Annotated in this window: 22 protein-coding genes; 18 read left to right on the plus strand and 4 right to left on the minus strand. The window is 40.8% G+C overall.

Annotation, left to right across the window (positions count from 1 at the left end; all coding sequences use genetic code 11):
• Positions 1-5: 5 nt before the first annotated feature.
• The 10 genes from NYE33_RS11045 (at position 6) to rfbC (ending at position 10,810) form a co-directional block, all read left to right on the plus strand.
• Positions 6-1,118: a glycosyltransferase family 4 protein gene (locus NYE33_RS11045; protein ID WP_341065776.1), complete on the plus strand. Its 1,113-nt coding sequence runs from the start codon at positions 6-8 to the stop codon at positions 1,116-1,118.
• Positions 1,119-1,475: 357 nt separating this feature from the next.
• Positions 1,476-2,579, plus strand: a complete 1,104-nt coding sequence (locus tag NYE33_RS11050; protein ID WP_341065778.1) for a glycosyltransferase — start codon at positions 1,476-1,478, stop codon at positions 2,577-2,579.
• A gap of 23 nt (positions 2,580-2,602) precedes the next feature.
• The gene (locus tag NYE33_RS11055; RefSeq protein WP_341065780.1) at positions 2,603-3,787 is read left to right on the plus strand and encodes a hypothetical protein; all 1,185 of its coding nucleotides are present in this window, start codon (positions 2,603-2,605) and stop codon (positions 3,785-3,787) included.
• Positions 3,788-3,877: 90 nt separating this feature from the next.
• Positions 3,878-4,831, plus strand: coding sequence for a glycosyltransferase family 8 protein (locus tag NYE33_RS11060; RefSeq protein ID WP_341065783.1), 954 nt, complete (start codon positions 3,878-3,880; stop codon positions 4,829-4,831).
• Between the two features lies 1 nt (position 4,832).
• The gene (locus tag NYE33_RS11065) at positions 4,833-5,807 is read left to right on the plus strand and encodes a glycosyltransferase family 8 protein (protein ID WP_341065785.1); all 975 of its coding nucleotides are present in this window, start codon (positions 4,833-4,835) and stop codon (positions 5,805-5,807) included.
• Positions 5,797-7,218, plus strand: a complete 1,422-nt coding sequence (locus NYE33_RS11070; protein ID WP_341065788.1) for a lipopolysaccharide biosynthesis protein — start codon at positions 5,797-5,799, stop codon at positions 7,216-7,218. The genes NYE33_RS11065 and NYE33_RS11070 overlap by 11 nt, the downstream gene beginning before the upstream one ends.
• Before the next feature lie 74 nt (positions 7,219-7,292).
• Positions 7,293-8,066, plus strand: coding sequence for a glucose-1-phosphate cytidylyltransferase (gene rfbF / locus NYE33_RS11075; protein WP_341065790.1), 774 nt, complete (start codon positions 7,293-7,295; stop codon positions 8,064-8,066).
• A gap of 2 nt (positions 8,067-8,068) precedes the next feature.
• Entirely contained in the window at positions 8,069-9,127 is a 1,059-nt protein-coding gene (gene rfbG / locus NYE33_RS11080) for a CDP-glucose 4,6-dehydratase (protein ID WP_341065793.1), read from the plus strand.
• Between the two features lie 4 nt (positions 9,128-9,131).
• Positions 9,132-10,052 carry an NAD-dependent epimerase/dehydratase family protein gene (locus NYE33_RS11085; RefSeq protein ID WP_341065796.1) on the plus strand — a complete coding sequence of 307 codons (921 nt, stop codon included), beginning with the start codon at positions 9,132-9,134 and terminating at the stop codon, positions 10,050-10,052.
• 182 nt (positions 10,053-10,234) lie between these two features.
• Complete coding sequence (gene rfbC, locus NYE33_RS11090; RefSeq protein ID WP_341065799.1) at positions 10,235-10,810, plus strand: dTDP-4-dehydrorhamnose 3,5-epimerase; 576 nt, start codon at positions 10,235-10,237, stop codon at positions 10,808-10,810.
• Between the two features lie 144 nt (positions 10,811-10,954).
• Here the strand turns inward: rfbC and NYE33_RS11095 are convergent, their stop codons facing one another.
• The gene (locus NYE33_RS11095; RefSeq protein ID WP_341065803.1) at positions 10,955-11,503 is read right to left on the minus strand and encodes an acyltransferase; all 549 of its coding nucleotides are present in this window, start codon (positions 11,501-11,503) and stop codon (positions 10,955-10,957) included.
• 539 nt (positions 11,504-12,042) lie between these two features.
• On the opposite strand from NYE33_RS11095, the gene NYE33_RS11100 reads away from it, so the two are divergent.
• The 6 genes from NYE33_RS11100 to NYE33_RS11125 all read left to right on the plus strand — a co-directional run bounded on the left by NYE33_RS11100 (position 12,043) and on the right by NYE33_RS11125 (position 20,807).
• Positions 12,043-12,156 carry a hypothetical protein gene (locus NYE33_RS11100; protein ID WP_341068635.1) on the plus strand — a complete coding sequence of 38 codons (114 nt, stop codon included), beginning with the start codon at positions 12,043-12,045 and terminating at the stop codon, positions 12,154-12,156.
• Positions 12,157-13,615: 1,459 nt separating this feature from the next.
• Positions 13,616-14,206 carry a YdcF family protein gene (locus NYE33_RS11105; RefSeq protein ID WP_341068636.1) on the plus strand — a complete coding sequence of 197 codons (591 nt, stop codon included), beginning with the start codon at positions 13,616-13,618 and terminating at the stop codon, positions 14,204-14,206.
• Positions 14,207-14,693: 487 nt separating this feature from the next.
• Entirely contained in the window at positions 14,694-16,094 is a 1,401-nt protein-coding gene (locus NYE33_RS11110) for a helix-turn-helix domain-containing protein (protein ID WP_341065805.1), read from the plus strand.
• A 590-nt stretch (positions 16,095-16,684) separates the two neighbouring features.
• On the plus strand, positions 16,685-18,076 hold the full coding sequence (ltrA, locus tag NYE33_RS11115; protein ID WP_081969805.1) for a group II intron reverse transcriptase/maturase: 1,392 nt from the start codon (positions 16,685-16,687) through the stop codon (positions 18,074-18,076).
• A 509-nt stretch (positions 18,077-18,585) separates the two neighbouring features.
• Positions 18,586-19,686 (plus strand): hypothetical protein, encoded by a 1,101-nt coding sequence (locus NYE33_RS11120; RefSeq protein ID WP_341065807.1) that lies wholly within the window; start codon positions 18,586-18,588, stop codon positions 19,684-19,686.
• Between the two features lie 209 nt (positions 19,687-19,895).
• A complete protein-coding gene (locus NYE33_RS11125) occupies positions 19,896-20,807 on the plus strand; it encodes an Rpn family recombination-promoting nuclease/putative transposase (RefSeq protein WP_341065809.1) in 912 nt (303 codons plus the stop codon).
• A 103-nt stretch (positions 20,808-20,910) separates the two neighbouring features.
• Here NYE33_RS11125 and NYE33_RS11130 read toward each other — a convergent pair whose 3' ends face one another.
• On the minus strand, positions 20,911-22,029 hold the full coding sequence (locus NYE33_RS11130) for an acyltransferase family protein (protein WP_076247870.1): 1,119 nt from the start codon (positions 22,027-22,029) through the stop codon (positions 20,911-20,913).
• Between the two features lie 197 nt (positions 22,030-22,226).
• Here NYE33_RS11130 and NYE33_RS11135 point away from each other — a divergent pair, with 197 nt between their 5' ends.
• Together NYE33_RS11135 and NYE33_RS11140 are read left to right on the plus strand one after the other, a co-directional pair.
• Positions 22,227-22,397, plus strand: a complete 171-nt coding sequence (locus NYE33_RS11135; protein WP_179093625.1) for a hypothetical protein — start codon at positions 22,227-22,229, stop codon at positions 22,395-22,397.
• Between the two features lie 14 nt (positions 22,398-22,411).
• Positions 22,412-22,633, plus strand: coding sequence for a hypothetical protein (locus NYE33_RS11140; protein ID WP_341065811.1), 222 nt, complete (start codon positions 22,412-22,414; stop codon positions 22,631-22,633).
• A gap of 64 nt (positions 22,634-22,697) precedes the next feature.
• Here the strand turns inward: NYE33_RS11140 and NYE33_RS11145 are convergent, their stop codons facing one another.
• Entirely contained in the window at positions 22,698-25,850 is a 3,153-nt protein-coding gene (locus NYE33_RS11145; protein ID WP_341065813.1) for a hybrid sensor histidine kinase/response regulator, read from the minus strand.
• A 109-nt stretch (positions 25,851-25,959) separates the two neighbouring features.
• Positions 25,960-26,841 carry a DMT family transporter gene (locus NYE33_RS11150; RefSeq protein WP_076247868.1) on the minus strand — a complete coding sequence of 294 codons (882 nt, stop codon included), beginning with the start codon at positions 26,839-26,841 and terminating at the stop codon, positions 25,960-25,962.
• Positions 26,842-26,843: the final 2 nt, after the last annotated feature.

Here is a 26,843-nt window from a genome sequence, read left to right on the forward strand (position 1 = left end):
ATTATATGAAAAAAAAAATTCTTTTTTGTGCCACTATAGATACTCATATTAAGGCATTCCATCTACCATATTTAAAATGGTTTAAAGAAAAAGGATGGGAAGTTCATGTTGTGGCAAATGGTAATTTAGAATTACCATATGTCGATAAGAAGTATAGTATATCTATTGCGCGTTCCCCCTTTAAAATACAAAATGTAAAAGCATTTAAAGAATTAAGGGGGATAATCGAGGTGAATAATTATCAAATTATTCATTGTCATACTCCAATGGGTGGTGTGCTCACTCGTTTGGCTGCAAGTAGGGCTAGAAAAATGGGCACAAAAGTTATATACACAGCTCATGGGTTTCATTTTTATGAAGGTGCTCCACTGAAAAATTGGGGCATATACTATCCTATTGAAAAATACTTATCTAGATATAATGATTATTTAATTACTCTTAATGAAGAGGATTATTTAATAGCAAAACATAAATTCAAAACAAAATATATATCACTAATAAATGGTGTTGGAATTGATTTAAACAAATATCAACCACGGACTTATGTCGAGAAAAATGAATTGAGAAAAGAGTTTGGTTATAATTCTAATGATTTTATCTTGATTTATGTGGGAGAACTTAGTTTTAGAAAACATCAAGATATATTAATAAATATGATTAGTTCTCTTAAAATCGAGATACCAACTATAAAACTCTTATTAGTAGGTACTGGGCCTCTATTAGAAAAGTATAAAAGCCAGGCTATTGAATCAGGAGTTAAAGATAATATAGATTTTTTAGGATTTCGCGAAGATGTAAATAAACTTATGTCTTTAAGTGATATAGCAATATCATCCTCTAGACAAGAGGGACTACCAGTTAACATTCTTGAAGCAATGGCAACGGGGCTACCGATCATAGTATCCGATTGTAGAGGGAATAGAGATTTAATAAAAGATAACATTAATGGAATCCTTATTAATACCAATAATTTAGCGGGGTTTTCTCAAGCAGTTTTGAGATTATATAATTCAAAGGAAGAAGTCACGAGGTTTAAGGCGCAAAATCTTGAATTCATAAAATCTTATTCGATTGAGACCATAATTAAACAGTACGAAGCAATATATCAAGTTGAATAGCCATCATAATGCATATATTATTGCTAACTGTTTATTCACAGCTTATATCTAATGAATCTATTAGAATAACCCTTTAATGATATTAAAGAATTACAAAGAGCTTAAAACGTGAGGCATAAAAGAAATTTCTTTGAAGCCTTTTTGTTTTTTTTTGAAATTCAATGTACATATACACTAATGTACACATACACTAATGGATAGATTTTCGACAAAATTTTTAATGTAAGAGAAGTTTGAGGGGCTCTTTATTCTTTCATTAAATTATAATGAGATACTAAAAATAATTAGTGAAGCTTGATATATTTTTATTATTTCTTTATTTAAGTGGAACTAATTCGGATTTAGGAGAGAATCGTTTTGAAAATACTCCATATAATTAATAATTTAGGTTCTGGTGGTGCTGAAAAACTTATCGAAGAAACTCTACCGTTAATGAATAATAATTCTAGTATATCTGTAGAGTTATTATTATTGACGAATGAAGCCAATGTTTTCGAAAAAGGATTGAAAGCTGCAAACATAAATATAAGCGTAGTCCCAATTCGAAGGATTCGAAGTCCATTAAATATATTTTATATACGTAAACATATAATTAAAGGGAAGTTTGATGTTGTACATGTGCATTTATTTCCAGCTCAATATTGGACAGCAATGGCTTGTATGTTTATAAAAAAAAGAAGACCTAAATTAATTACTACAGAACATAATACAAGTAATCGAAGACGGGGAAAAAAACTTTTTAGATATATTGATAAATTTATTTATTCGAAATTCAATATAATAATCTCAATAAGTATGGCTACTAAAAAGGCTCTTGATTCATGGATAAACCTTTTTGGGAAAAGTGAAGAAAAATCTATTGTTATTGAAAATGGTATAAATCTTGAGAAATTTAAAAATGCGAAGGGGTATGTTAAAAGTGAAATTGTAAGTGCGTTTACAAATGAAACGAAAATTCTTTGCATGATCGGTAGGTTTTCAACTCAGAAGGATCATCAAACATTGATAAGAGCTGTTGCAATGCTTCCGGAAAATATTCATTTACTTCTCATTGGTGAAGGAGAATTAATAAAAGCAAACAAAGCTTTAGTGACTAATTTGAGTATTAATGACCGTATTCATTTTCTTGGATTCAGAAATGATATTGAAAAAATAATAAAAACAGTTGATATTTTGATATTGTCATCAAACTGGGAAGGATTTGGGTTGGCTGCGCTTGAAGGAATGAGTGCAGGAATAGTAGTACTTGGCACTGATGTTGAAGGTTTATCTGAAGTCATAGGCGATGAGGATCAATTATTTCAAGTAGGCGATGCTAAAGAACTTGCAAACAAAATAATGGTATTCTTAAATGATAATCAACTATATCTTAACAAAGCTAACGCCGGTTTTACAAGAAGCGGCAAATATGATATTTCAAATATGGTTGCAAAATATATTGATATTTATCAGAATTATTAAGATAGTTTTGAACAGGAGACATTATGAGCTTAAATAGGTTATTTACAATATTTTTGGTTTTATTTCAATTGATTTTTCTCTATGCAACTCCTATTGAAAGTATATCGATGGCTGATGCAATATTGATACTAATATATCCGTTCCTTATATTTAAGTTAATTAAAACCAAAAAGCTAGTTTTAAGTAAGTTGAACATTAATTTATTATTATTTCTGTTTTATGTATTATTTCAATTTGTAGTGTTATACATTCTTAAAGATATCCCTTTTTTAAACGATGCGGCTTTAAGAACAGGGAGATTTGTTTTCTATTTAATAACTGTAATTTGCATTGCTCCAAACTTCTTTGATGTTAAATTAGGTGTGAAGGTTCTTAAATATATAAGTATAATTTCTACTATTTTTCTTATTTTTCAGATTTTAATGGTTCGTTTTGTAGGTGTTTATATACCTGGGACTGTACCTGGTTTACAGCTAATGCGTAGTGATTTGTTGGATTTTAATCAGAATATAATGAATGCGGGATACCTTATTAGACCAAGATCGTTCTTCTCAGAACCGGCACATTATGCAACTTATGTATTATTATACTTAGCAATAGGCTTGTTTGCAGAAAAGAAAAAAAATACAGACTATTGGCCGGAAATACTTATTTCTATTGGTTTAGTATTATCAAATTCTGCTACTGGTTTTATAGCTTGTGCGATGCTTTGGGGTCTATGGATTTGTAAAAATTTATTATCAAATAAGAAAAAAATAAAGTTTATTATAACGATGCTTTTACTAACCCCAGTTCTTATATTTGGGGTTGTAAATACAGAATATTATCAAACTTTTATATTTAGAGTATTTGGAGAAACTTCTGGAGGGCTAGGTACAGCAGCTGCTGGGAGAATGGGGAACTATGGAATAGCATTTTCGACACAAGGTTTGTCAACTATAGAAGTTCTTTTTGGTAGAGGTATGATTGATCCAGGATATTATATTCCAGCAATCCCAAATCTGTTTTTTTATTTTGGTATTATAGGAGTTATATTGTTTTTTATTGTATCAACTGCGATTTTTTACAAGGGTGCGATTAAGCAGAAGATTATAATTATACTTACTCTTATACTATCAATCGGAGGAGATGCAATATTTGGACCAAATTGCTTATATTTTTATTTGTTTTTATTAAACCCTATTATTATAAATAAACAAGCGACATAATTATTTAAACTGATGATTAATTAAAAAACTAAGTTCTCACTGTAAAAAAATACAATCCGCGTTCCTACTGAGGACTCCTGAGGAGGATATATGAGATTAAATATTGCTTATGCTAGTGGTGATGGTTATGCAAAACATGCTGGCGTATCAATGATTTCATTATTTGAAAATAATAAAGATTTTAATGAAATATTTATTTACTATATAGATAATGGATTACTAGAAGAAACCAAACAGAAATTGAATAGTATTACAAAAAAGTACAATAGAAATATAGTTTTTATCCCCATTTCAGATATATTTGATGTAAAAAGTTTCAAAGAAAATAATTATTATTCAAATATTATTTATACGAAAATGTATTTTCATAAATTAAAAGGAGTGGATAAGATACTTTATATCGACAGTGATATGGTGATTAAAGGATCTTTCCTTGAACTTTGGAATATGGATATTTCAAATTATTTGATGGCTGGTGTTAGAATGCCTACGCCTATTCAATATAGGAATTGGTTTTCTAACAGCAATGATGACAAATACATTAATGTAGGTTTTGTTCTTTTCAATCTTGTGAAATGGCGGATATACGAAATGGACAAAAAAATAATTGAGTTTTTGGAAAAAAATACAGGGCGTGAATTTATTGAAGAAAACATTATGTGCAATATATGTGGAAATAAAATATTAATATTAGACCCAAGATATAACTTAACTGGAATAATGCTTGCTTTTAGTAGTGATCAAATTAAACAATTAACCAAGGATGAAACCTATTATAATGAATTTCAATTGGATAATGCGAGGAAGAATCCGATTGTTATTCATTATTCAAATGAAATATATGATAGACCATGGTTTAAAAAATGTAATCATCCTTATAAAAATGAATATTTGGAATATTTGACGATATCCCCATGGGATGGTGAGTTGGAAAATGGAGTGATTTCTTTAAAAGTGAAAATTAGAAATATTTTGAGGAAAATACTACCATTTCCTGTTTACTATTATATCAGAAGTTTGCAAAAGAAAAGAGGCTGGAATTGAAATGAGACTTAATGTTGCTTATGCTTGTGGAGAAGAATATGTAAGGCATGCTGGTGTATCTATGATATCATTACTAGCTAATAATAAATCTTTTGATGATATATTTATTTATCTAATTGAAAATAATATCACAGAAGAGTCGAAATTTGAATTGCAAAACATTGTGAAAAAATATAATCGGAATATCGTTTTTGTTTCCTGTACAGAATTATGTGATTCTCTTAAGGCAGATGACCAGAATGGAAGGTATAGTATTGCAACTTATTCAAAATTGTTTTATGGAAAATTCGAAGAAATTGACAAAATAATCTACCTGGATTGTGATACCTCAGTTTCGGCATCTCTTGAGGAGTTATGGAAGATTGATTTGAATTCATATTCAGTGGCAGGTGTATGGGATGATGCTGCTCCAAGACTTAAATCTTCCGTCAACATTCATGGGAACGAAAAGTATATTAATACAGGGTTCTTATTAATGAATTTAAATAACTGGAGGAAAAACAATTATCAAGAAAAATGTATATCTTTTATTAATACATATAATGGGAATGTACCATTTTTGGATCAAGGAGTGATTAATAGTATCTGTAAAGGAGATATATTAATTTTAAGTCCGAAATTCAATTTAATGAGCTATTTGGTAATGCATAAAGCTGAAGAAATAGAAGCTCTATGCGAGGTTGATGCTATGTATACACAAAAAGAAATTGATGAAGCTATCAAACAACCAGTTATTATTCATTGGGTAACCGGTTTTTATAATAGACCTTGGTGTATTAATTGTACACACCCATTAAAAGAAAAATACCTTATGTATTTAGAAATTTCACCATGGGCTGGTCAACTAGTCAATAGTGATTTAAGTATTAAAACAAAAATGATCCATTGCTTGTATAAAAGAGTACCTTTTTTCTTATATAGGTTAGTTAGAAAAGCTTCAGATAAACGAAAAGGTAAAATTTTATATGGTAAGTAATAGAGCTATTAGTTTTATTAAAAGTATCTCATATACTGTAAGTGTAAATATATTTTCGCTTGCTGTTTCTTTATTGACAGTAATTATTCTACCAAAAGTCATAGGTGTTACAGAATATTCATATTGGCAATTGTACCTCTTTTATTCATCTTATATTGTTTTTATTAGTTTAGGGTGGTGTGATGGTATTTATTTAAGATTTGGTGGATATGAATATGACGATCTTCCCAAAAGAGAACTTAATACTCAGTTTTACAGTATGGCTGTGTATTTGTTTTTTTCGATAAGTATCATTTTAACTTTTATATTTATTAATGATTTTGAAAATAATAAAAAGTACGTACTAATATCTACATGTTTTGGTGGTTTGATATATATTTGTCGAATTTTTTTTCAGTACATTCTCCAAGCTACTAATAAGATTAAAGAATATGCTAAGTTAATGTTGTTCGATAGAATACTATTTTGTGTGTGTTTATTAGCTTATTTTTTTACTGCTGATATTGAATTTGAAAAATTAATTATTATTGATATTTTGGTGAAATTAATAACTCTAATTTATGTGATGTTTGAATGTAAAGATATTATCTTTAGTAAATTGAAATCACTTAATAATGCAAAAACGGAATCAATTAAAAACATAACTGTAGGAATTAAATTAGCTTTAGCAAATTTAGCAGGGATACTTATTGTAGGAATTGTTCAATTGGGAATTGAATTGAATTGGAGTGTAGAGGTATTTGGTAAAATCTCTTTCACTTTAAGTCTTAACAATATGATGCTTGTTTTTATAAATGCTATTGGTTTAGTTATATTTCCTTTGTTGTGCAGAGCGTCCATTGATAAGCTCCCAGAGTTATATAAGTATTCCGTAACACTTTTATCAGTACCTCTATTGGGAATCATATCATTCTATTACCCTATCAAACTAGTTTTATCTCTATGGTTGCCCAATTATTCAGATGCCTTAGACTACATGGCCCTACTCTTTCCGATATGTTTTTTTGAAAGCAAAATGTCACTTATAATAAATACGTATATGAAAGTGCTAAGGAAAGAGAAGATTTTGTTATATATTAACTTAGTAGTTGTAATTATGAGTATTATTACAAGTACCTTGGTTTTTATTTTGTTACACAACTTAACACTCGCAGTGATTTCAATTACATTCCTTTTGGCTATTAGATGTATATTGGCAGAATTAATTTTATCGAAGATATTAAAAGTATCTTACAATAAAAATATGTTATTAGAAAACCTCCTATGTTTTATCTTTATTTTTCTTAGTTGGTTCATAGATTCATGGTTTTCAGTTATAATTTATTTAGGTCTATACACGCTACTTGTATATTTTAATAAAAAACACATCATAGAAACGGTAAAAAGTGTGAGGTTTTTTATTAGGAATTAATAAGAAACATATGTATAATTTTGTTGGAGTATGAGCCTCTCTGTTTTTAAATATATATTAAAGGAGATTTCAAGATGAAAGTAGTTTTATTAGCTGGAGGGTTTGGAACAAGAATTAGCGAAGAGTCACACCTGAAGCCTAAACCAATGATTGAAATTGATGGGATGCCTATTTTGTGGCATATTATGAAATCTTATTCTTACTATGGATTCAATGAGTTCATAATTTGTTGTGGTTATAAAGGTTACATGATAAAGGAATATTTTGCTGATTATTATTTGCATAGATCAGATATCACCTTCGATTTTACTAATAAAAATGAAGTTACTGTACATAGCAATCTTGCGGAGCCTTGGAAAGTTACTCTTGTTGACACTGGCCTTAACACTATGACTGGAGGTAGAGTAAAGCGTGTAACTGATTATATTGGGGATGAACCCTTTATGTTGACATATGGAGATGGTGTATGTGATATTGACTTAAACCAACTTCTCGATTTTCATAACTCTCACGGAAAATTGGCCACATTAACTGCCATTCAGCCTGGGGGCAGATTTGGAGTTCTTGGAATAAATGATTCAAATACTATCTCTAGTTTTAAAGAAAAATCTTTACAAGATGGTGGATGGATTAATGGAGGTTATATGGTTTTAAATCCTGAAATTTTGAACTATATAGAAGATGATAGTACTGTTCTTGAAAAATACCCTTTAGAAATGCTGACTGAATTGGGCGAACTTAAAGCTTATAAACATGATGGTTTCTGGCAATGTATGGACACAATGAGAGATAAAATGCTACTAGAAGAACTTTTGGAAAAAGGGAATGCTCCCTGGAAAGTGTGGTAAATATGGACTTATCATTTTATAGAGGAAAAAAAGTATTTATTACAGGTCATACAGGATTTAAAGGGAGCTGGATGTGTAAGGTTTTGATAATGAATGGGGCTGAAGTGATGGGATACTCCTTGAATCCTAATACAGCTCCAAGTTTATTTGAGATAATAAATCTGGAAAATAAAATAAATCACAGAGTAGGAGATATCCGGGATCTAGCAAGTCTCAGAAGTTCGATTGATGAATTTCAACCTGAGATAGTATTTCATATGGCAGCGCAACCTTTAGTTCGCGAATCTTACAAGAATCCAGTAGATACTTATGAAATAAATGTTATGGGGACAGTGAATATTTGCGAAGCTATAAGACATTGCCCAAGTGTTAAATCCTTCATTAATATAACTACGGATAAAGTGTATAAAAATAATGAGTGGGAGTGGGGATACAGAGAAAATGATGTAATGAACGGTTTTGACCCATACTCTAATTCAAAGTCTTGTAGTGAACTTGTCACAAGTAGTTATGGGAATTCCTATTTCAAATATATGAGTGAATTGGCTGTTTCAACTTGTAGAGCAGGTAATGTAATTGGGGGAGGAGATTTTTCAGAAGATAGAATTATACCAGATTGTATTAGAGCAGCTATGTCTGGCGAAGATATACAAATTAGGAATCCAAAATCTATTAGGCCATATCAGCACGTGTTAGAACCGGTAATTGCATATTTATTTATCGGAATGAGAACATATTATGATAAGTCTTTAGCTGGAAATTATAATATTGGCCCTAATGAGAAAGACTGCATAGAGACAGGTGATTTAGCCAATCTCTTTTGTAAGTCTTGGGGTGAAGCTTTGAAATGGGTAGATTTGAGTGATGAAAACAATGTTCATGAAGCGAATTTTTTGAAATTAGATATAGCAAAAGTGAAGAGTGTCTTTGGACTTGTTCCCATTTGGGGTATATCAGAGACTATTGAGAAAACTATTGAATGGGCCAAGGCTTATTATAATGGAGTAAATATAAACACATTAATGGAACAACAGATTATTTCTTACATGATGGAGAAGTGATTATATGCAAAAGAGAGCAATAGTTACCGGAGCAAATGGATTTATTGGGAGCGCATTAACAAATAACCTTGCAAAAAAAAATGTGAAAGTATTTGCAATTGTGAGAAATATATTATCAAATATTGAAATGATAATAGAACACGAAAATATTAATATCATCTATTGTGATCTTGATGAAATTCAACAAATAGAACAAATAATCCCTGATAAGAATATTGATGTTTTTTTCCACTTAGCTTGGGCAGGAGCATCTGGACCAGATAGAGCAAATCATGAGATTCAAATGAAAAATATATCAAATTCTTTAGAGTGTGCAAAACAATCGAAAATATTAGGGTGTAGCAAATTTATTGCAATTGGAACTATTGGTGAGTTTATGGCAGAGTTAGCACTTAAGAATAGTATAGTATCTGAAAATTTCACTTATGCTCTTAGTAAGAATTTTTATCATTCGTTATTGGATATTTATTGTTATAAAAATGATATTAATTATACATGGTGTACTTTGTCAGGAGTATTTGGAAAAGGTGATAAAACATCAAACATTATAAATTATACGATTCAAAAGTTATTACTAAATGAAACGCCTGAATTTACAAAAGCTGAACAATTTTTCGACTTTATTTATATTGAAGACTGTGTTGACTGTTTAATTCAAATTGGGTTTGATAATGGAACCGATAAGTACTTTTTTATTGGAGGACCTCGGCCTCTCCCGTTAAAGGAATTTCTCAAGAAAACAAGGAATGTGGTATCTCCCGAGTCTAAGTTAGGTTTTGGTATAAGAAAAGACGATGGAACAGTGTATCTAAAAGAATGGTTCACGATGGGTAAAACAATACAACAGCTTGGGTTTAGCCATAAATACACTTTTGAAGATGGTATTAAATTAACATTGGAGTGGATAAAAACAATGAATAAATAAATCAATGAAATGTTGATTTTTTTATTATTATAACATTAAGTAATAGTTGTCTTATGTTACTTATGTGTAACTTGTTTCAATATTTTCTGATATAATCATCTTTTGGTGTGATTAATTAAAATTTGTTAGGATTGTTTGAAATAATACATAACAAGTTTTTAAACTCAAGTTAGGAGGAAATTATGATTAATAAATATGAGTTTACATCAACAAATATAAATGGTCTTTTTGTAATAGATCCTTTTTATGCGAGCGATTATAGAGGGTTTGTAAAAAAAACTTTCGAAAAAAATATATTTTCTGAACAAGGAATTTTATTTGATCCTATTGAGGAAATGGAGACAACATCAAGTAAAGGTGTTATTAGAGGTTTACATTTTCAGACGTCTTACTCGCAAGCAAAACTTATCAGATGTGCGAGAGGGAGTATATTAGATGTTGCAGTAGATTTAAGGAAAGATTCACTAACGTTTTCAAAATATTATAGTACAATTCTATCGGCAGAGAATAGAAAGATGATGTTTATACCTAAAGGATTTGCACATGGGTGTTTATCATTAGAAGATAATACTACTTTTTATTACTTAAGTGATAGTAAATACTATCCTGAGTACGATGGTGGGATAGCTTGGAATGATGATGATTTATCTGTAGATTGGGAGTTCAACACGGAGAAGATTATACTTTCTGAGAAAGATGAGAATTTACCATCATTTAAAGATTTCTTATTAAAATATGGGTCTATTAGTAATGATTGAAAGATGTATTTAGAATGATAAAAAGACAAAGATTCAATTGATCTTTGTCTTTTTAAATTTTGATGCAAAGTTAATGAGTTTATCCGAGATGTTCCAAGGTCACCACTTTTAAAAGTTGACTAATAAGTTAGTGGGAAATTCTCTTTAAAGAATGAAACCTAAACCATCAGTTAAGTCCTCTTTCATCTGTTCTTTCTGTGAATATGTTATTCCTCCTTTTGTTGTCCAGTTCTTATCATACATTGGCCTTTTGTCCATTAAATCTTTGTTTTTTTCTATAAAATCTTCTAATTTCATTGAGATTTTTGCAGGATGACCGACTACTACACAATTATCTGGAATATCCTTTGTAACAACTGATCCAGCACCTATAATTACATTGCTTCCAATTTTAGTATTTGGAAGAATAATTGATCCTGCGCCCACATGTATGTTATTTCCAAAAACTACTCTCCCTATTTTTGTATAACCGATAAATCTCATAGTGCTAGCATCATGAGCTAATACTTGTACATTAGGTCCAAATCCTACATTATCGCCTATTTCTATTAGCCAACAATGAGAATAATCGAATCTACATCCACCCTGACGAGCAAAATTTTTCCCAACTTTCATTCCTGCTTTAATGTATTTATCTGTTGATATATCCCCTCTAATCGTATCTCTAAATTTCCAAAAATAATTAATCAGCAAGACGTATCACTTCTCCCCCAAATTTATTATTTACTTTATCACTTTTTAAAGAATTAGTTAAGGCACTTCACATATGAAATTCGACAAAATATGCAAAGAAATATTGGCTAGATTACATATTTTGTTTACTGTGATAAAAATTCGATTTCTTTATAGATTAAACTTATAAAATTGAGAAGCGAAAATGGCGGGGATCGAAGTGACATATGTAGAAGAGATTGAAAAGCTGACAACGGTCATGAAAGAAACGGAAAGTACGCGCATGTATGAAAGATATTAAGCTGTCCATTTGCATTTGAAGGGCCGGACTTTAAGCGAAATTACAGATATTTTGGGCAGGTCATCCCCTGATATTAGACAGTATTGGAAAAAATATTGCAAGCAGGGACTTAAAGGTTTTGAATTTGGTGGTTACTCCGACGGAATCGGAAACTTTATGACGAACATGAAGAACAGCTGAAAGATATCATGGCTAAGCAAATACCGATGTTGGATTTGAAGCGAAATACTCTTGGACGTTAAGAATCATCCGTGCATGGATCCTTCGCGAGTTCGGCGAGAAATATACACTAAAAGGAATCTCTAAAATGCTGAACCAACTTGTTTTAGCTACACTACACGAAAGCCACCTATACTCTGGTACGAGCCAATAAAGAGGAACAGAAACAAATACGCGAGGTCGCGTTACCTGAGCTTAATAAGCAACTTAACTAGGGAGAAATCGACCATATTTTATTTGAAGATGAATCCATGATCCTAGCCTATTTGGCTTTGCAGTAAAACTGGTGTCCGAAAGGACAACAACGCAAAATCCCAACTCATGGTGAGCATAAAGGAGCAAAACTGTTTGCTGCCATCCACTACAAAACGGGCCGTGTGACCCATCGAGAAGAAGAAAAGTTTGATGCGGTGGCCTTGGAAGTTTTTTAATAGATATCTTACATGCCTCGAAAGGCAAACTTGTCATGGTATTAGACAATGCCCACACTCATCATGCTGATGAAATTTAGCCTCACTGTGAGAGAATCCGAGACTTCAGCTTGTTTTTTATCCAAGTATTACTCTGAGACTAATCCTGTCGAAGGATTGTGGAAAGGCTAAAACAAGATGTCGTAAACAATATCTTTTTCATAAGTATTATGCCATCCGTATTCATGTCGCAGCTTTCATGAAACGAGTCAATCAGAGCTCTCTTAAATTGAGTGATCGGCTACTGGTTCGGGCGTAAAGATTTTCAGTTCAATCTATATAGTTTTAAAAAGCCTTTAATTCAGATTTGAACGATGTTTTATTCCTATCTATTTTTTGTTTAACCAAAACGGTGAAAAACTGAAAGATATACTTTCTCCTTCTTACCTTAACATTATAGTACATTCTATTTGATGAAGTTGATTAAGGATTAATCATTGACGCTGTATGATTACTAAGTTTCGGAAGCCAGTGAATAGTATTTGCTATTTTAGCAGATGATATTTATGTAGACGGAAAGAATTCGCTTTGTATGAGTTATGTTCTATCAGTGATCCAATAGTGCTTATGTTTCTTCTCAACAATAACGCTACGAAGCTGTCAGAATTGCTTGTCCAGGAGTTACCGGATATAATCACCGTATTCTAGTAATAGAAAAAGATATCTCTATAATGTGTGTTTGTCTGCTTGCACAGACCAGACTGAATAATAATATGGTCTTTATATCCGCGCATAAACCTGAAGAGAGTGTTTTTTTGAAAATATAAGTATTTATTCAGTTGAATATAACGGATCCACAAAAAAATTTAAGGTAGGTGAATTGTTGAAAGTTGCTTTATCTGCGATTAGAGTATATAACGAAGTGTGGGCGGTAAACGACAATATACTGCATTTATGCACTGTATTTATTTCTAGAGATCAATTTAATCTTATAATTAATACATTAGATCTTTTTTATGGAGACAAGTAACTTTTATTAGTGAGTAACTTCTATGCCTTTTATTAGTCAATTGATTTGGATATTAGATGGTAATTTGAATCATATGAATTAGTTGGGATTTATTTTAGTTAGGAGGAAAAATGTTAATGCAAAAAAAGCAAGCCTATGTTAAGTCAAATAGTTTCAAGAGAAGAATTTCCTTGATGTACTTGCCTATTCTATTAATTTTCATATTGTTTCTTTACGCTGGACGTTATCTGGACTATTTTCAATCTCCTAAAGATGCTGATGTTATCATCGTATTAAGTGGTAGCGGAGGACGTGTTGCACTAGCATCTACTTTGTATAAATGTGGCTATATATCCTACGTATTCTTATCCAATGTCAAAGCGATAAATAGTAGATCCGGCGACATGCACCAAACTGCCCTCGCCTTGGGCATCCCGGAAGAGGCCATCCTCACCGAAGACGAAGCCCAGAGCACCTACCAGAACGCCCAGTTCACACTCCCAATCATGAAGCAGCGCGGCTTCAAGTCTGCCATCGTTGTGTCTTCTGACTTCCATATGCGGCGGGTGAAATTTATCTTCGATCATGTTTATAAGAAGTCAGGGATTGAGCTGACCTATATAGGCTCCGACTCGGGCTATAATGCGAAGACATGGTGGAGTGACCGGAACAGCCGGGAGACTACTTTTAACGAATATACTAAGATGATTGGCAATGCCTTCGGCTATAATGGCCCGGAAGCGAAGAGTGCTTTTGAACAGATTAAACGCTGGTTCCGCCGGTAAGAGAATTCCGACAAAATCACTTATAATATTCTAGCCTCTGCATCCACAAAATGACAAACAAATAGTGCATCCCGGTCTATACTTAGAGGCAAATCTATTTATAGTCTGGGAGAGATGGACCATGCCTAATTATCATTTTAGGGAAATATGGACACCTTTGCAATGGATACAGATCAGGTTCTACCGGGATGATGCGGATCGGCTGTGGGTGAAGCGGGGATCGCAGCGGCGGCGGCTTTTAAGTAAACGGGGAATAGAAACGACGGAAACCTTACGAGACCACTAGGGTCTCTATTTTTTTGCCATAACCGGGAATCGTAATCTATTCACAGTAAAATCCAGTGAGAATGGCAAATGTGTTGCCCGCAGTTCACGGATTATACTAATCTGCAACATCCTACACTATTGAACATTGGGATAATGTGACATATTATTACATCTATAAAACAAATATATAATATTTGGATTCCAGTTAGGTGGTGTCTGCGTGGTCCCTACTACAAATATGATTCGCGATGCACTGGCGATGTATCTGTCGCAGAAGGGAATGTCCATTAATCAATTCTCCGGACAATCCGGAATTAATTCAGGAACGCTCAGCCGGATACTTAGTGGTCAGCAGCCAATTGCTATGAACCATCTGGAGCGAATCACTAAGGCGATGGATCTTCCAGAGGACTATTTCTACAGCTTATACGTGGATGAATGTTTCTATTACTCGTCACCAACCTGGCGGCGTCTGCGGCCTTTTCTTGTGCGGTCAGCTGCGCTAGGCCGTCTGGATTGCGTTGAACAGGTGGTTCAGAATCTGCTAGAGAATCTGGTCTATGCCCCTATGCTGTTCGAAGTAGCTGAAGGTCTGTTTCAAGAGGGGCTGTGGCAAGCTGCAGAATTGTTGTATAAGAATGTGAGTGCCAGTGAGAAGTATCAGAATTCCGAGAGACTCGCGGTATGCCAATACCGTCTATTCCGTATCGCCATTGGTGACGACCAGACGCGGAATTTGCAGGCGGCGCATCTCTTCGAATGCTACCTGGACCGGTTGGATGAAGCGGATCAATTGGATGGGTTGAAGCATTTGGGTCATGTCTATGGTTCAATGCATAAGTGGCATAAGGTGGATGAACTGGCGAAGAAGATGCTGCAATTAGCAACTATTAGCTATAATCTCCAGCGCCAGTCGGACCGTAGAGAGAGTAACGAGAAAAAAACCGAGAAACCCCTGTACTCCTACATCCTATACGGGCAGCTTATCCGTTCAACTGTGTGTGAGGAATTAGGAGACTTCAATTCGGCATTAGATTGGGTGTCCCTCTATATGGATGGAAGCTGGATACAGGAGGACAATGAAGAAGTGAAGCGGACTGTGGCTCAGTTCCAGGAGTGGGGGACCGCGAACAGTATGCTCTATCGGGTGATGGCAGGACAATATGAGGCCCTCTCTGAATATGTCGAATATATCTCCCTTCGAACAGATGAGATATTTATAGCTTTATACAATATTATCTCATCGGCTAACCGCTATGATTGGAATATTGATTATATTCTGGAGCGCTTTGCTGCCTATATTCCTTACCGGACAAATCTTGCAGAGTATGGCATTGTTCATAACAAACAAGTCATAGCCAACCAATACGCCAGATTTCTTGCTGAATTGGCATCCTATTATTTACATAACAAGCGCAAAGAAGGGATTATCTTCATCCTGCAAAGTTTGGAATCATCTGCTAGAATCAATAACGAGACTAACATCATCACATGTGTCAATCTGTTCGAACAGCATCGGCATCTGGCAGATGAAGAAGAGAAAGAGCAATACAAACTTCTAATTAGAGAGGTGCAGGACTTACATGAAAAGAAAATTGTTCAAGCTTCTAGCTTCCTGTAGTCTGGCTATTGCAATTATTGTACCTGTTGGTACTGTTGAGCCCGTAGCAAACATCAGTACTCAAATTCTTATTCAAACTATGGGGCACGGTTATGGTGATGGTTGATGCTTACCGGGCAGCAATAATTTAATCCGCGTACTAAGCAACGTTCCCGGAATACCGGGAACGTTGTTCTTTTAGTACGCCCAGCATGGGCGTCATCTTTAGGGTGAAAGTCCCGAACGGGGGCTGGCGAGCGCCTACCGTTAGCCAAGGGCAAGGGTGTCCACCGTGAGGTGGAATCTGAAGGAAGCCGGAGGCAAAAGCACGGGCCAAGGTACACGAACTGGATTTGAGGCTGTGTCAGTCGGATGAGTCACCTAAACATGACGAAATCCAAAGCCGCCAAGGGCTGGCGCGGTATACTCCAGTGGTCGCGGGCAGACAGATGACGTTCTTATCTGGGGAGACCTGTCAGATAAGCAAGAAAAAAAACTTGTAACCGTAGCTGAGAGGCTGCGCTGAACTGGCAGGAGTCAGCAGAAGCCATAGTACGTAAGCTGTTGCAACAATTTACGGAAGGGCTGAACCGAAAGGAGAGAGGAAAGCGATGCGTTCGCATGAAGAGCAACGACAGCAGAATATCTCGCAAGGGAGCTTGCGGCAAAGAGAAGCGGTGAAGCCGTCAGGGTATGCCGGAGCGCCGAGTTCTTCGTCGGCACAAGTCGTCCCTTCCTCTCGCGAAGACCAGAACAACTTGCTGGAGCAAATGCTCAAAGGAGATAACCTTCGACTCGCTTACAAACGAGTGGTGCAAAATGGAGGAGCGCCCGGTGTGGACGGTGTAACGGTAGCGAATCTACAAGTTTACCTGAATACGCACTGGACATCGGTGAAAACTGAACTTCTGACGGGAACTTACAGACCTGCGCCAGTCAAACGGGTGGAAATCCCCAAACCTGGAGGCGGTGTACGGCAGCTAGGCATCCCGACTGTGATGGACCGTTTCCTCCAGCAAGCACTTTTACAAGTCATGAACCCGATCTTTGACGCACAATTCTCGTGGTACAGCTACGGCTTTCGGCCGGGGAAGAGCGCGCATGACGCCGTTAAACAAGCCCAAAGATATATCCAAGGCGGCCTCAGATGGGTCGTGGATTTGGATCTGGAGAAATTCTTTGACAAGGTAAACCACGACATGCTAATGGCAAGAGTGGCGCGGAAAGTGGAGGACAAAAGAGTGCTGACGCTAATCCGTGCTTACTTAAACGCCGGAGTTATGGTGGATGGAAAATGGGAGCGTAGCCGGGAGGGAACGCCACAAGGCGGTCCGCTTAGTCCGCTTCTAGCAAACATTCTATTGGATGATCTGGACAAGGAACTGACCGGGCGAGGTTTGCGATTCGTACGCTACGCGGACGACTGTAATATCTTTGTGGCGAGTAAACGAGCAGGCGAGCGTGTCATGGAATCGGTAAGTCGGTTTGTAGAAGGAAAGCTAAAACTGAAAGTAAACGGGGAGAAAAGTGCGGTAGCGAGACCTTGGCACCGAAAGTTCTTAGGATTCAGTTTCCTGAGCCAGAAACAGGCAACGATTCGGATTGCTCCGAAGAGTCTCGCAGCTTTTAAAGGGAGAATTCGAGAGCTAACGAAACGTACCTGGTCCATTTCCATGGAAGAAAGGATTTACCGACTGAACCGCTATCTGATGGGTTGGCTCGGTTATTTCCGTCTAGCCTCGGCGAAGACACACTTCCAAACACTGGACCAGTGGATTCGGAGGAGACTTCGAATGTGTCTGTGGAAACAGTGGAAACGAGTACGTACACGAATCCGCGAGCTTCGAGCACTCGGGGTTCCAAAGTGGGCTTGTTTTAAGATGGCCAACTCGCGGCGAGGCGCGTGGGAAATGTCCCGGAACACGAATAACGCCCTTTCGACTTCCTATTGGGAAGCAAAAGGGCTGAAGAGTTTACTTTCACGCTATCTGGAACTTTGTTAACCTTTTGGAACCGCCGTATGCGGACCCGCATGTACGGTGGTGTGAGAGGACGGGGGCTTGCCGCCCCCTCCTACTCGATTACAGAAATTAATATTCTAGCCTCACCATCCACAAACCGACAAACAAACTAGGTATCCCGGTCTATAATTAGAAGCAAATCTATTTATAGTCTGGGAGAGATGGACCATGCCTAATTATCATTTTAGGGAAATATGGACACCTTTGCGATGGATACAGATCCGGTTCTACCGCGATGATGCGAATCGGATGTGGATTAAACGGGGGAAACAGCGGAGGCAGCTGCTTCGCAAACGGGATATAGAGACGACAGAGACCTAACGAGACCTGAGGGGTCTCTATTTTTTTGGCTTCAAGTGCACTTCATTCCCTGTACCTTACACATACACGCAAAAATGTTATGGAAGGCTACACTTTGGAGGGATGGCGGATCTTGGATTTCACTCTATACTCTAGTTGAAATACATATGAACGGAGAGGAAGGTGAAGGGTTGAAGCCATATGATTATTCCTTGGATGCGATTAAGGGGATTAGCTGTATTTTGATGATTATTGCGCATATTCCGCTGTACTTCTACGGCAATGAACGGGTGTTCCAGATTGTTGCGGGTGTGGCCCCTGTCCTGTTCTTCGCGGTCTCAGGTGTGACTACTACGTTGCAGGTGAAGCGGCGCAGCTTCAGTTCCCTGCTCGGCTTCTATGTGCTGTTCGCGGTCATAGGGTTCGCCTACAATCTGATGTGGAGACCGGATGTACAGGCTTTTCGCATCATGGATGTTCCCCAGATCATCGCGCTTGGCGTCCTCAGTGTCTATTTGCTGGAAAAATATCTTAAGCCCCCGCTCTATCTGTATCTGCTGCTGTCGCTGGCCGTGTTTGCAGTACATTCGTTCATCGGGCACCGGCTGCCGGACTTTCCGCTTAAATCTGTTGTGTTCACAGAGACGGTCGGGTTTACGTATTTTCCCTGGCTGTTTGCTTTCTTGGCGGGAGTCTTTGCGTACCGGGCCAGTAACCGGGTGAACCTCATCCTGACTTTGGTTGCCGCCGCACTGCTGGGGATTGTAAGTTACGGTGGCGTGAGTGAGGCGGATTACGTGAAATATAATATGTCCATGCCCTATCTGCTGTTGTCTATGACTGTGCTGTTCGGGGCGTTCTCTCTCTTCCGAAGTATCAAAAGCTATGCTCCCGCAAGTCCGCTGCTGTATGTCGGCAGGCATTCGCTGCTGTTTCTGTTTACCCATCTGTTCCTGATCCTCGCGTTTGACCGGCTGGGTCTTGGCCGTCTGCACATTGTGCTGATATGGGGGCTGGTGCTGATCTGCACCTATGTTGGCATACATATTTTGCTGTGGCTTAACCGCTTCATCGCGCAGTATTTGGAACACCTCCTGCCATGGGGGATCATCGTCATTGGTGTAATTGCCATTCCGCTCGTGATCCCGAACAGGGATCTCATCATCCTGATGGAGGCGGCGCTGGGTATGCTGTTCGCCATGAATTATAAGCAGCTCTCCAGCCTGATGTCGGCAAGTGCGTCGGCGCGGCGGGAGCCAGCTCTTCCAGAGGTTGTGCGGGAGCGGGCTTGATTGCTTTTTGCTCGGCATAAGCGGAATTGCTCCGTGATAGGTATAGAAACGATAGAGACTTTTTGAGAATGAAATCTTGCTCATATGACGATGGGAACCTGAATGTTTCCGTCGTTTTTCGCTGCTCATTTACAATTTTTTTGAGCGAACATTTGTTCTTTTTATCATATACGAATCCAGTAAAATGGAATATAATTACATGGGACAAGTTGTATTTTTTGAAACGGGAGGCGATAGAAATATCCATACCGCATGATGAAGCTTTTAAGAAGCTGCTGGAGACGTTCTTTAAGGAATTTATTGAATTGTTTTTTCCTGAGCTGGATTCTATGCTTGATTACAGTGAAAGCCGGTTTCTGATGCAGGAATTGTTGGTGGACATCGTTGGCGAGGAAGCACGGGAACTGGATTTGCTGCTGGAGATCCGCTACAAAGGGCTGGACGGTTATATTCTAATCCATCTGGAGCCGCAATCGTATAGAGACACACAGTTTCACGAACGGATGTTTATTTACTTCAGCCGTCTATTCGAGCGCTACCGGAAAGAGCATAAGCTGATTATTCCGATTGCGGTTTTTACTTCAGACGAGATCAGGGAAGAGCAGGACACATTGGAAATGAGTATTCCGGAGCACCAAATCCTGCGTTTCCAGTTTCTAAAGGTGGAGCTGCGTAAGCAGAACTGGCGCCAATTTATTAATTCGGATAATGCAGTGGCTGCTGCGTTACTAGCCAAAATGGGTTATACTACAAGAGAAGCGAGAGAAGTACGCGGGGAGTTCCTGCGAATGTTCATGCAGCTAAAAGCACATTTGGATCAGGGACGGCTGGCGCTGATTATGTCCGTGGCAGATTTGTATTTCAAGCCGGATCGGGCACAGGATGAAGAGATTCTAAGAGAATTAATGAAACAATACCCGGAGGAAGGTGAAGCAATAATGGAGTTGATGCCAGCCTGGAAACGTTGGGGATACGAAGAAGGAATAGAAGAAGGAAAAGAAAAAGGAAAAGAAGAAGCCCAAGCGGAGATTATCCGTAAATTGCTGCTTCATGGATTTACTCCGGAAGCTGTATCCAAAGCCGTTGAGTTACCACTGGATGAGATTAAGAAGCTGATGTAAGAGAGCTTTCTGAATAGATATATATCTATAATAATCTATAGAAGACCTTGGTGAGTGAGAGTACCCAAGGTCTTCTTTTCGTTGTATAGGAAAATCAGTACGTTTATCCACCCGTTAGTGTAATAGCATTTCTGCCATCGGGCTCAGAGGTCGATTGTCTACTACCCTTCCCCCTCCTCCCGCTAATCAGCAAGCTAAGCACCGGGACCTTCTGAATCACCAGGTTCAAGGCGAGCGATCCGGCTACTGCAATTATAGTGGTCGGCAACCAGCCCAGATAGGTCCCCAGCACATAATGTTCGAGGAAGTTCAGCAGCAGGATGAAGACGCCGTAATGGAAGATCAGGATGACCAGGGATTCTTGGCCGATGTAGGTCAGGAGGGCCGCGAATAATTTGGACTTGGACAGCAATTGGGTGCCTTTGATGGCGAGCAGGCTTCCGGCGATACCGGCGAGGTAGAAGAGGAGCAGGTTGCCGTACACCCGGTTATTCATATCGACATAGGAGTTGAAGTAGGCGGCAGCCAGGAAGATGAACAGCAGGATTAGCGTATTCAGATTGAAAATTCGGATATTGCTCAGTGCCTGATGCTGCTTCAGCTTATAGCCGATGAACACATAGAGCTGGGCCACGAGGGCCACATCGATGTTCCAGGGCAGGAAGATGACCCGTCCCAGGCCGTAGCCGGTCAGGCTTAAGGCAAGCATGATTCCGAGCTGGAGCTGCCAGGAGCGTGTGTGTATGTAGCGCATGGTGATGCAGAAGACGATCTGTGTGACGAACAGGCAGGTCAGGAACCAGATGGGGATGTTCAGCAGCAGTCCATCGGAATAGTTGCCGTAGAGGAGGGCGGCCAGCGGCTGGACCCAGCCAACACCCGGACTATGGTCGCTGGCGAGCATCCGCAGGAGTGCCCAGAGGCAGTAAGTCAGCAGCCCGGCTGTGAAGTAGGGGAGGACGAGAGTCAGGAGCTTGGTCCGCAGTAATAGCTTAAGGTTGTCAAAATACCTGGAGGCGCTGAATAAGTAACCGGAGACGATGAAGAACAGCGGGAGGCGGAAATCTCTGAACATATCGTTCAGTACAGCTGGAGTCAGGCCGGCATGTCCAACGACGACCAGCAGGATGGTGATGCCGCGGACCATATCGATAACTTTCAACCGTGTGGTCTTCGGCGTACTGCCATTTCCTGCAGATAATGAAGGCTGTGATGCTTGCATGGGGTGACATCTGCCCCCTTCCATAGGTGTGTTATAGCCTACGATATCGGATATAAGTGGCAGGGACAATGGTACAAAATAGTTATTTCTATATACTACCTCAGCTGGTTGTATATTCTTCATTGATACATATCCGTCCTGCTCCGGGCAGCAAGGAGCTCTGCGCTCCTTGCCTGAGGGGGCAGAGAGAATCAGCGGTGGACCGTCTCCTGGAAGAGAGCCGTGAGCTGGCAGAGAACAGAGCCTACAAAGAAGCGCTGCTCTTCGCCGAGCTTGCCCACTATATGGATCCCGGCAATCCGGCTGTGCAGCAGCAGCGCAGCCTGGCTCAAGGGGAAGTAAGCTGCTCCTGGAAACCGACCGGCTGATCAAAGACAAAGGCATGTACCCGGGCGTACAGGCCAAAGCCTATGATTTCTTCACCGCGGAAGGGTATAGGCATCCGGCAGAGAGGCTGGTTCAGGCTCCTCCGGATGGTATGCGGCCATCCGGCGGGGCAGAATACGGTGACTATTTCATGACTGAAGGCATCCGGCAAATGAAGCGTAAGTACCCGCACGTGTATAAGTCTTATCAGCAGCTATGGGACAAGCTGATGTCCTAAAAGCGTATAAGGGCCGTGGATCAATGCTGATCCACGGCCCTTATACATTCTGGTGAATTGAGTGTTAAGAGTTCAGATTCACCCGCTCTGGAATTACAAAAGAAACGGTGGTGCCGACTCCTAGCTGGCTGTGAATGACCAGTCCCTGGCCATACAGCTGTGTCAGCCGCCGGTTGGTATTCAGCAGTCCGATGCCGCGGGAAGGCAAGCCGAGTCTGCTGTCGTCCAGCAGATGACGAACCTGCTCATCGGGCATCCCTTTGCCGTTATCCTCTACTTCAAATGATGTGTACCCCTGCCGGCGGTGAATGCGGATATGCAGCAGGCCGCCGGCCTTCCGGCTCAGCAGGCCGTGTCTGACCGCATTCTCGACCAGCGGCTGGAGGGTGAGCGGCGGGAGGAGCAGCTCGATCCCCGGTTCCACATCCCATTCGATCTGCAGGCGTTCGTCAAACCTGGCCTTCTCAATAAACAGATAGGACTCGACCAGCTCCAGCTCATGGGACAGTCCGACCCGCTGCTGCGAGTTCATATAGTCGAAGCTAATTCGCAGATAGGAGGAGAACGCCTCTCCGAGATCACGCATCTTCGGGAGATCGAATTCACTTAAGGCCAGCAGTGCGTTCAGCGTATTGAACAGGAAGTGCGGCTGAATTTGCGCCTGCAGGTATGCAGCCTCCAGCCGCAGGCTCTGATTAATAGACTGCTTCAGTCCGGTCAGGGAGCGGACCCGGTATTTCAGCTCCAGAGCATCCACAGGCTTCGCGACATAATCATTGGCTCCGGATAAGAATCCTGTATAGATATCCACCGGCTGATTGCGGGCAGTGAGCAGCAGGATCGGCAGCTCCGAGACAGAGAAGCGCTGCCGGGCGATCCGCGTTAGCTCGTAGCCGGACATGTACGGCATCATGACATCGGCGATCAGCAGGTCCCAGGGTTCGGTGCCGAGCAGCTCCAGGGCTTCCTGGGCGCTGGTGACCGTGACCAGCTGATGCTGTTCATCCGAAAGTATGCTGGCGAGCACCTTGAGATTGATCGGGTCATCATCTACGGCGAGAATTAGAGTCTTGGCTGTCATGGAGGTGTCCTGCAGCTGAGGGAGAGAAGGGATCTCTTGTGATGCAACTGCAGTGATACTGCTGGTATCAGACTGCCGGAATAACAGTCCTCCCTGTTCAAGCAGCAGGTCTTCCATGTCGGGGCTGTCATTCATCCTTGCAGCCGCGGCCTCTTCCGGCACATGCCGGACCTCAGAAGCAGATGCCAGGGGAAGGGTGAAGGTGAACACGGACCCCTTCCCGGGTTCGGAATCCACGGTAAGGTCTCCGCCGTGAAGCTCTGCCAGCTGCTTGCTGATGCTTAAGCCGAGCCCGATCCCGCCTCCGTCATTGATGCCCTTACTGCCTTGCTCATAAGGCGAGAAGATCCTCGCTTGTGTCTCCTTGTCGATGCCTATACCGGTATCGGACACGCTAATCCTTGCGGTTTTGCCTGTAACCTCGGCAGATATCGTGACTGATCCGGCCTGCGTGTATTTGATGGCATTGCGCAGCAGGTTATAGAGAATCTGCACAATCCGCTTCTCATCACCCCAGACGGGCGGCAGGGAAGCGGGTAATTCGTTACGCAGCTGCAGCTGTTTACTGTCCGTCATGAATTCAAACATATTCAGAATTCCGGTTACGAGCGGCCCGATGGCCAACGGTTCACGCTGTAATACAATCCGCTTCTCCTGCAGACGGGTCACATCGAGCAGATCATTCAGCATATGGGACATCCGGCGGCTGATGGTAATAAGCAGCTCCAGATCCTGGTAGCTTTGATGATCCAGGAGGGATTTCTCCTTCGCTGTTACGGTTTGGGCGATGCTGATGATGCCGTGCAGCGGTGTTCTGAGTTCATGTGCGGTATTCGCCAGGAACTGATCCTTCAGATGATCGCTTTCCTTCAGCTGCTGGTTAAGCAGCAGGTTCTCCTCTGCATTGCGGAAATACCGCTTGAACCAGTAAGCGGAGAAACCGATGATGGCCACGATGACATCTACCGGATAATACAGAATACTTGCCTTGCTGCTCGATTCCAAGGAACCGCCAAGGACACTGGAGCCGATAGCCGCGGCGGCAAACAGCAGAAATACGGAGTCCTGCTCCTGCCGGGCGACCATTCGGCCAATGGAGTACACGACTCCTGCGATCGGAAGCAGGTAGAGCACTGAGAAGAGAGGCCTTGCATATACAACATACTGCGCAGGCAGTACAAGTACATAGACGGTGTAGAGGCACAGGGCAAGGAGGTAACCTTTGAACAAGCGGCCCGGGCGCTCCTGTGCGGAGAAGCTGCGGGTCAGCAGCAGCATGAACAGGGAGATCGCAGGATAAGCCAGCATTTTGAGCTTCAGCGCCCAGGTATAGTTGATCGGCAGCCAGAGCAGCAGCAAGGTATCATTATCGGTCACTATTGAAGCACCTACCGCCAGGAGCAGCAGGCAGAACACCAGGAACGCTTTTTGCCGGCGGTTGAAAAAGAACAGGATGCCTGCATACATCGCATGCAGCAGCATGATCACAAAAGTGACCATCTGGAAGCCGATAGAATACATCCGTTCTGTATCCACCGCTGCCTGGGAGCCGAAACGGATGGAGCGGACAATCCCTCCTTCGAGCGGGTGATCGTAATTGGCTGCACGGACCAGCAGCGTGATCTCCTGCTGTCCTGCCGCATTATAGGCCGCCGTATAGGAAACAGCCTTAGGTTTGTAGTCCTGGCGGCTCACGGCCGGTTGCCCGAAGCTGCCTTCGGTCTGCCCGTTAATCTCAATGCTGGAGGCCGCCTGGATACGCTGAATCCAGAATCCGTAAGGCTTCTGCAGCGACGGGTCTACCAGTATACGCAGCCTGTAAGTGCCGTAGCCGAAGGAGGAGTGCCCCTCTTCAGGGAAGCCGCTGCTCCAGTCGCCGGGAACCTGCACAACCTGCTGCGCATCCGGGGGTTGTCCGGCGAAGTTCTCATAGGTGAGGAATTGGCCGGGATAGAATTCCCATTCACCATCCAGCCGTACAGACCGGGAGTTCTCGAAGTCCCAGCCCCGCATATCCAGGACACCCTGCTTCGCTTCCGGATGCTCAGGCGCCTCATATGCGTTGAACCACAGATAACGTATGCTGATCAGGAGGGTCAGATATAACAGCAGCAACAGAGCGTGCTTGAGATTCAATATGCTTTTAGTATGGATCATGGTTTGCTTCGGTAAGTTAGTCTTCATCATACGTTCTCTATTCGACATGTTTCGGGGTTATCCTGCCGGGAAATGGCGGGTGCCTGCTTTACCCCCATACCCCGACAAGCAGAATGCCGCCGAAGATGACTACTGAGCACAGAATCCGCCGTAAGCCCTGCTGCTCTTTCAGCAGGAGGATGCCCAGGAATGTAGCGAATATGGTCCCGATCTCCCGCAACGGGCTGATATGGGCGAGCGGCGCCTGCTGCAGCGCGAAGAGGAACAGCAGATACGAGCCCGGATTCAGCACGCTTCCCAGCAGGATGGTGAACTTGTTGCTCTTCCACTCCTCCAGCAGCTTGCGCGATTTCAGGACTGCCGGAGTCAGACCGGCGACAAAACCGATATTGGTGACCTCAAGCAACGCGAGCGGAGACATATGCTGGAGGTTCAGCTTATCGACGAATACATAGCAGGTTGTGCAGAGTCCCACGCAGAGCGCCATAAGAATCGGCGTATATCCGGACTTCCGGGAGGCGGCAGATGTGGATGCAGATAGGGATGCGGATGAGCTTCTGGAGCCCAATCCGCTGAGCACTGCGAATCCTCCGAGCATGAAGGCAATACCGGCCCACCCATAGACAGACAGCGATTCGCCCAGAAAAAGAACACCGATCAGCGGGATGAGCAGCGTGCTCGTCCCCCGCATCACCGGATATATCTGTGATAAGTCACCCATCTCATAGGTTCTGGATAAAAGCCAGGAATATAAGGCCTGCAGCGCTACAGACAGCAGCAGCAGGGCATAAGCTCCGGCTGTAAGCGGGTGAGTCCACAGCTCGGTTATTAGGATAGGGAGCAGCAGAATAGTAGAGATCATCATGATCGACCACAGGAAGATGCTTTTGTCCCGGCTTCTTTTGGTGAACATGCTCCACACCGCGTGACACATTCCGGAAGCCAGAACCAAAAGAATTGGCAGCAGCATTA

This window comes from Paenibacillus sp. FSL R10-2199, assembly GCF_038000235.1.
In the GTDB taxonomy this organism is placed as follows: Bacteria; Bacillota; Bacilli; order Paenibacillales; family Paenibacillaceae; genus Paenibacillus_AQ; species Paenibacillus_AQ phytohabitans.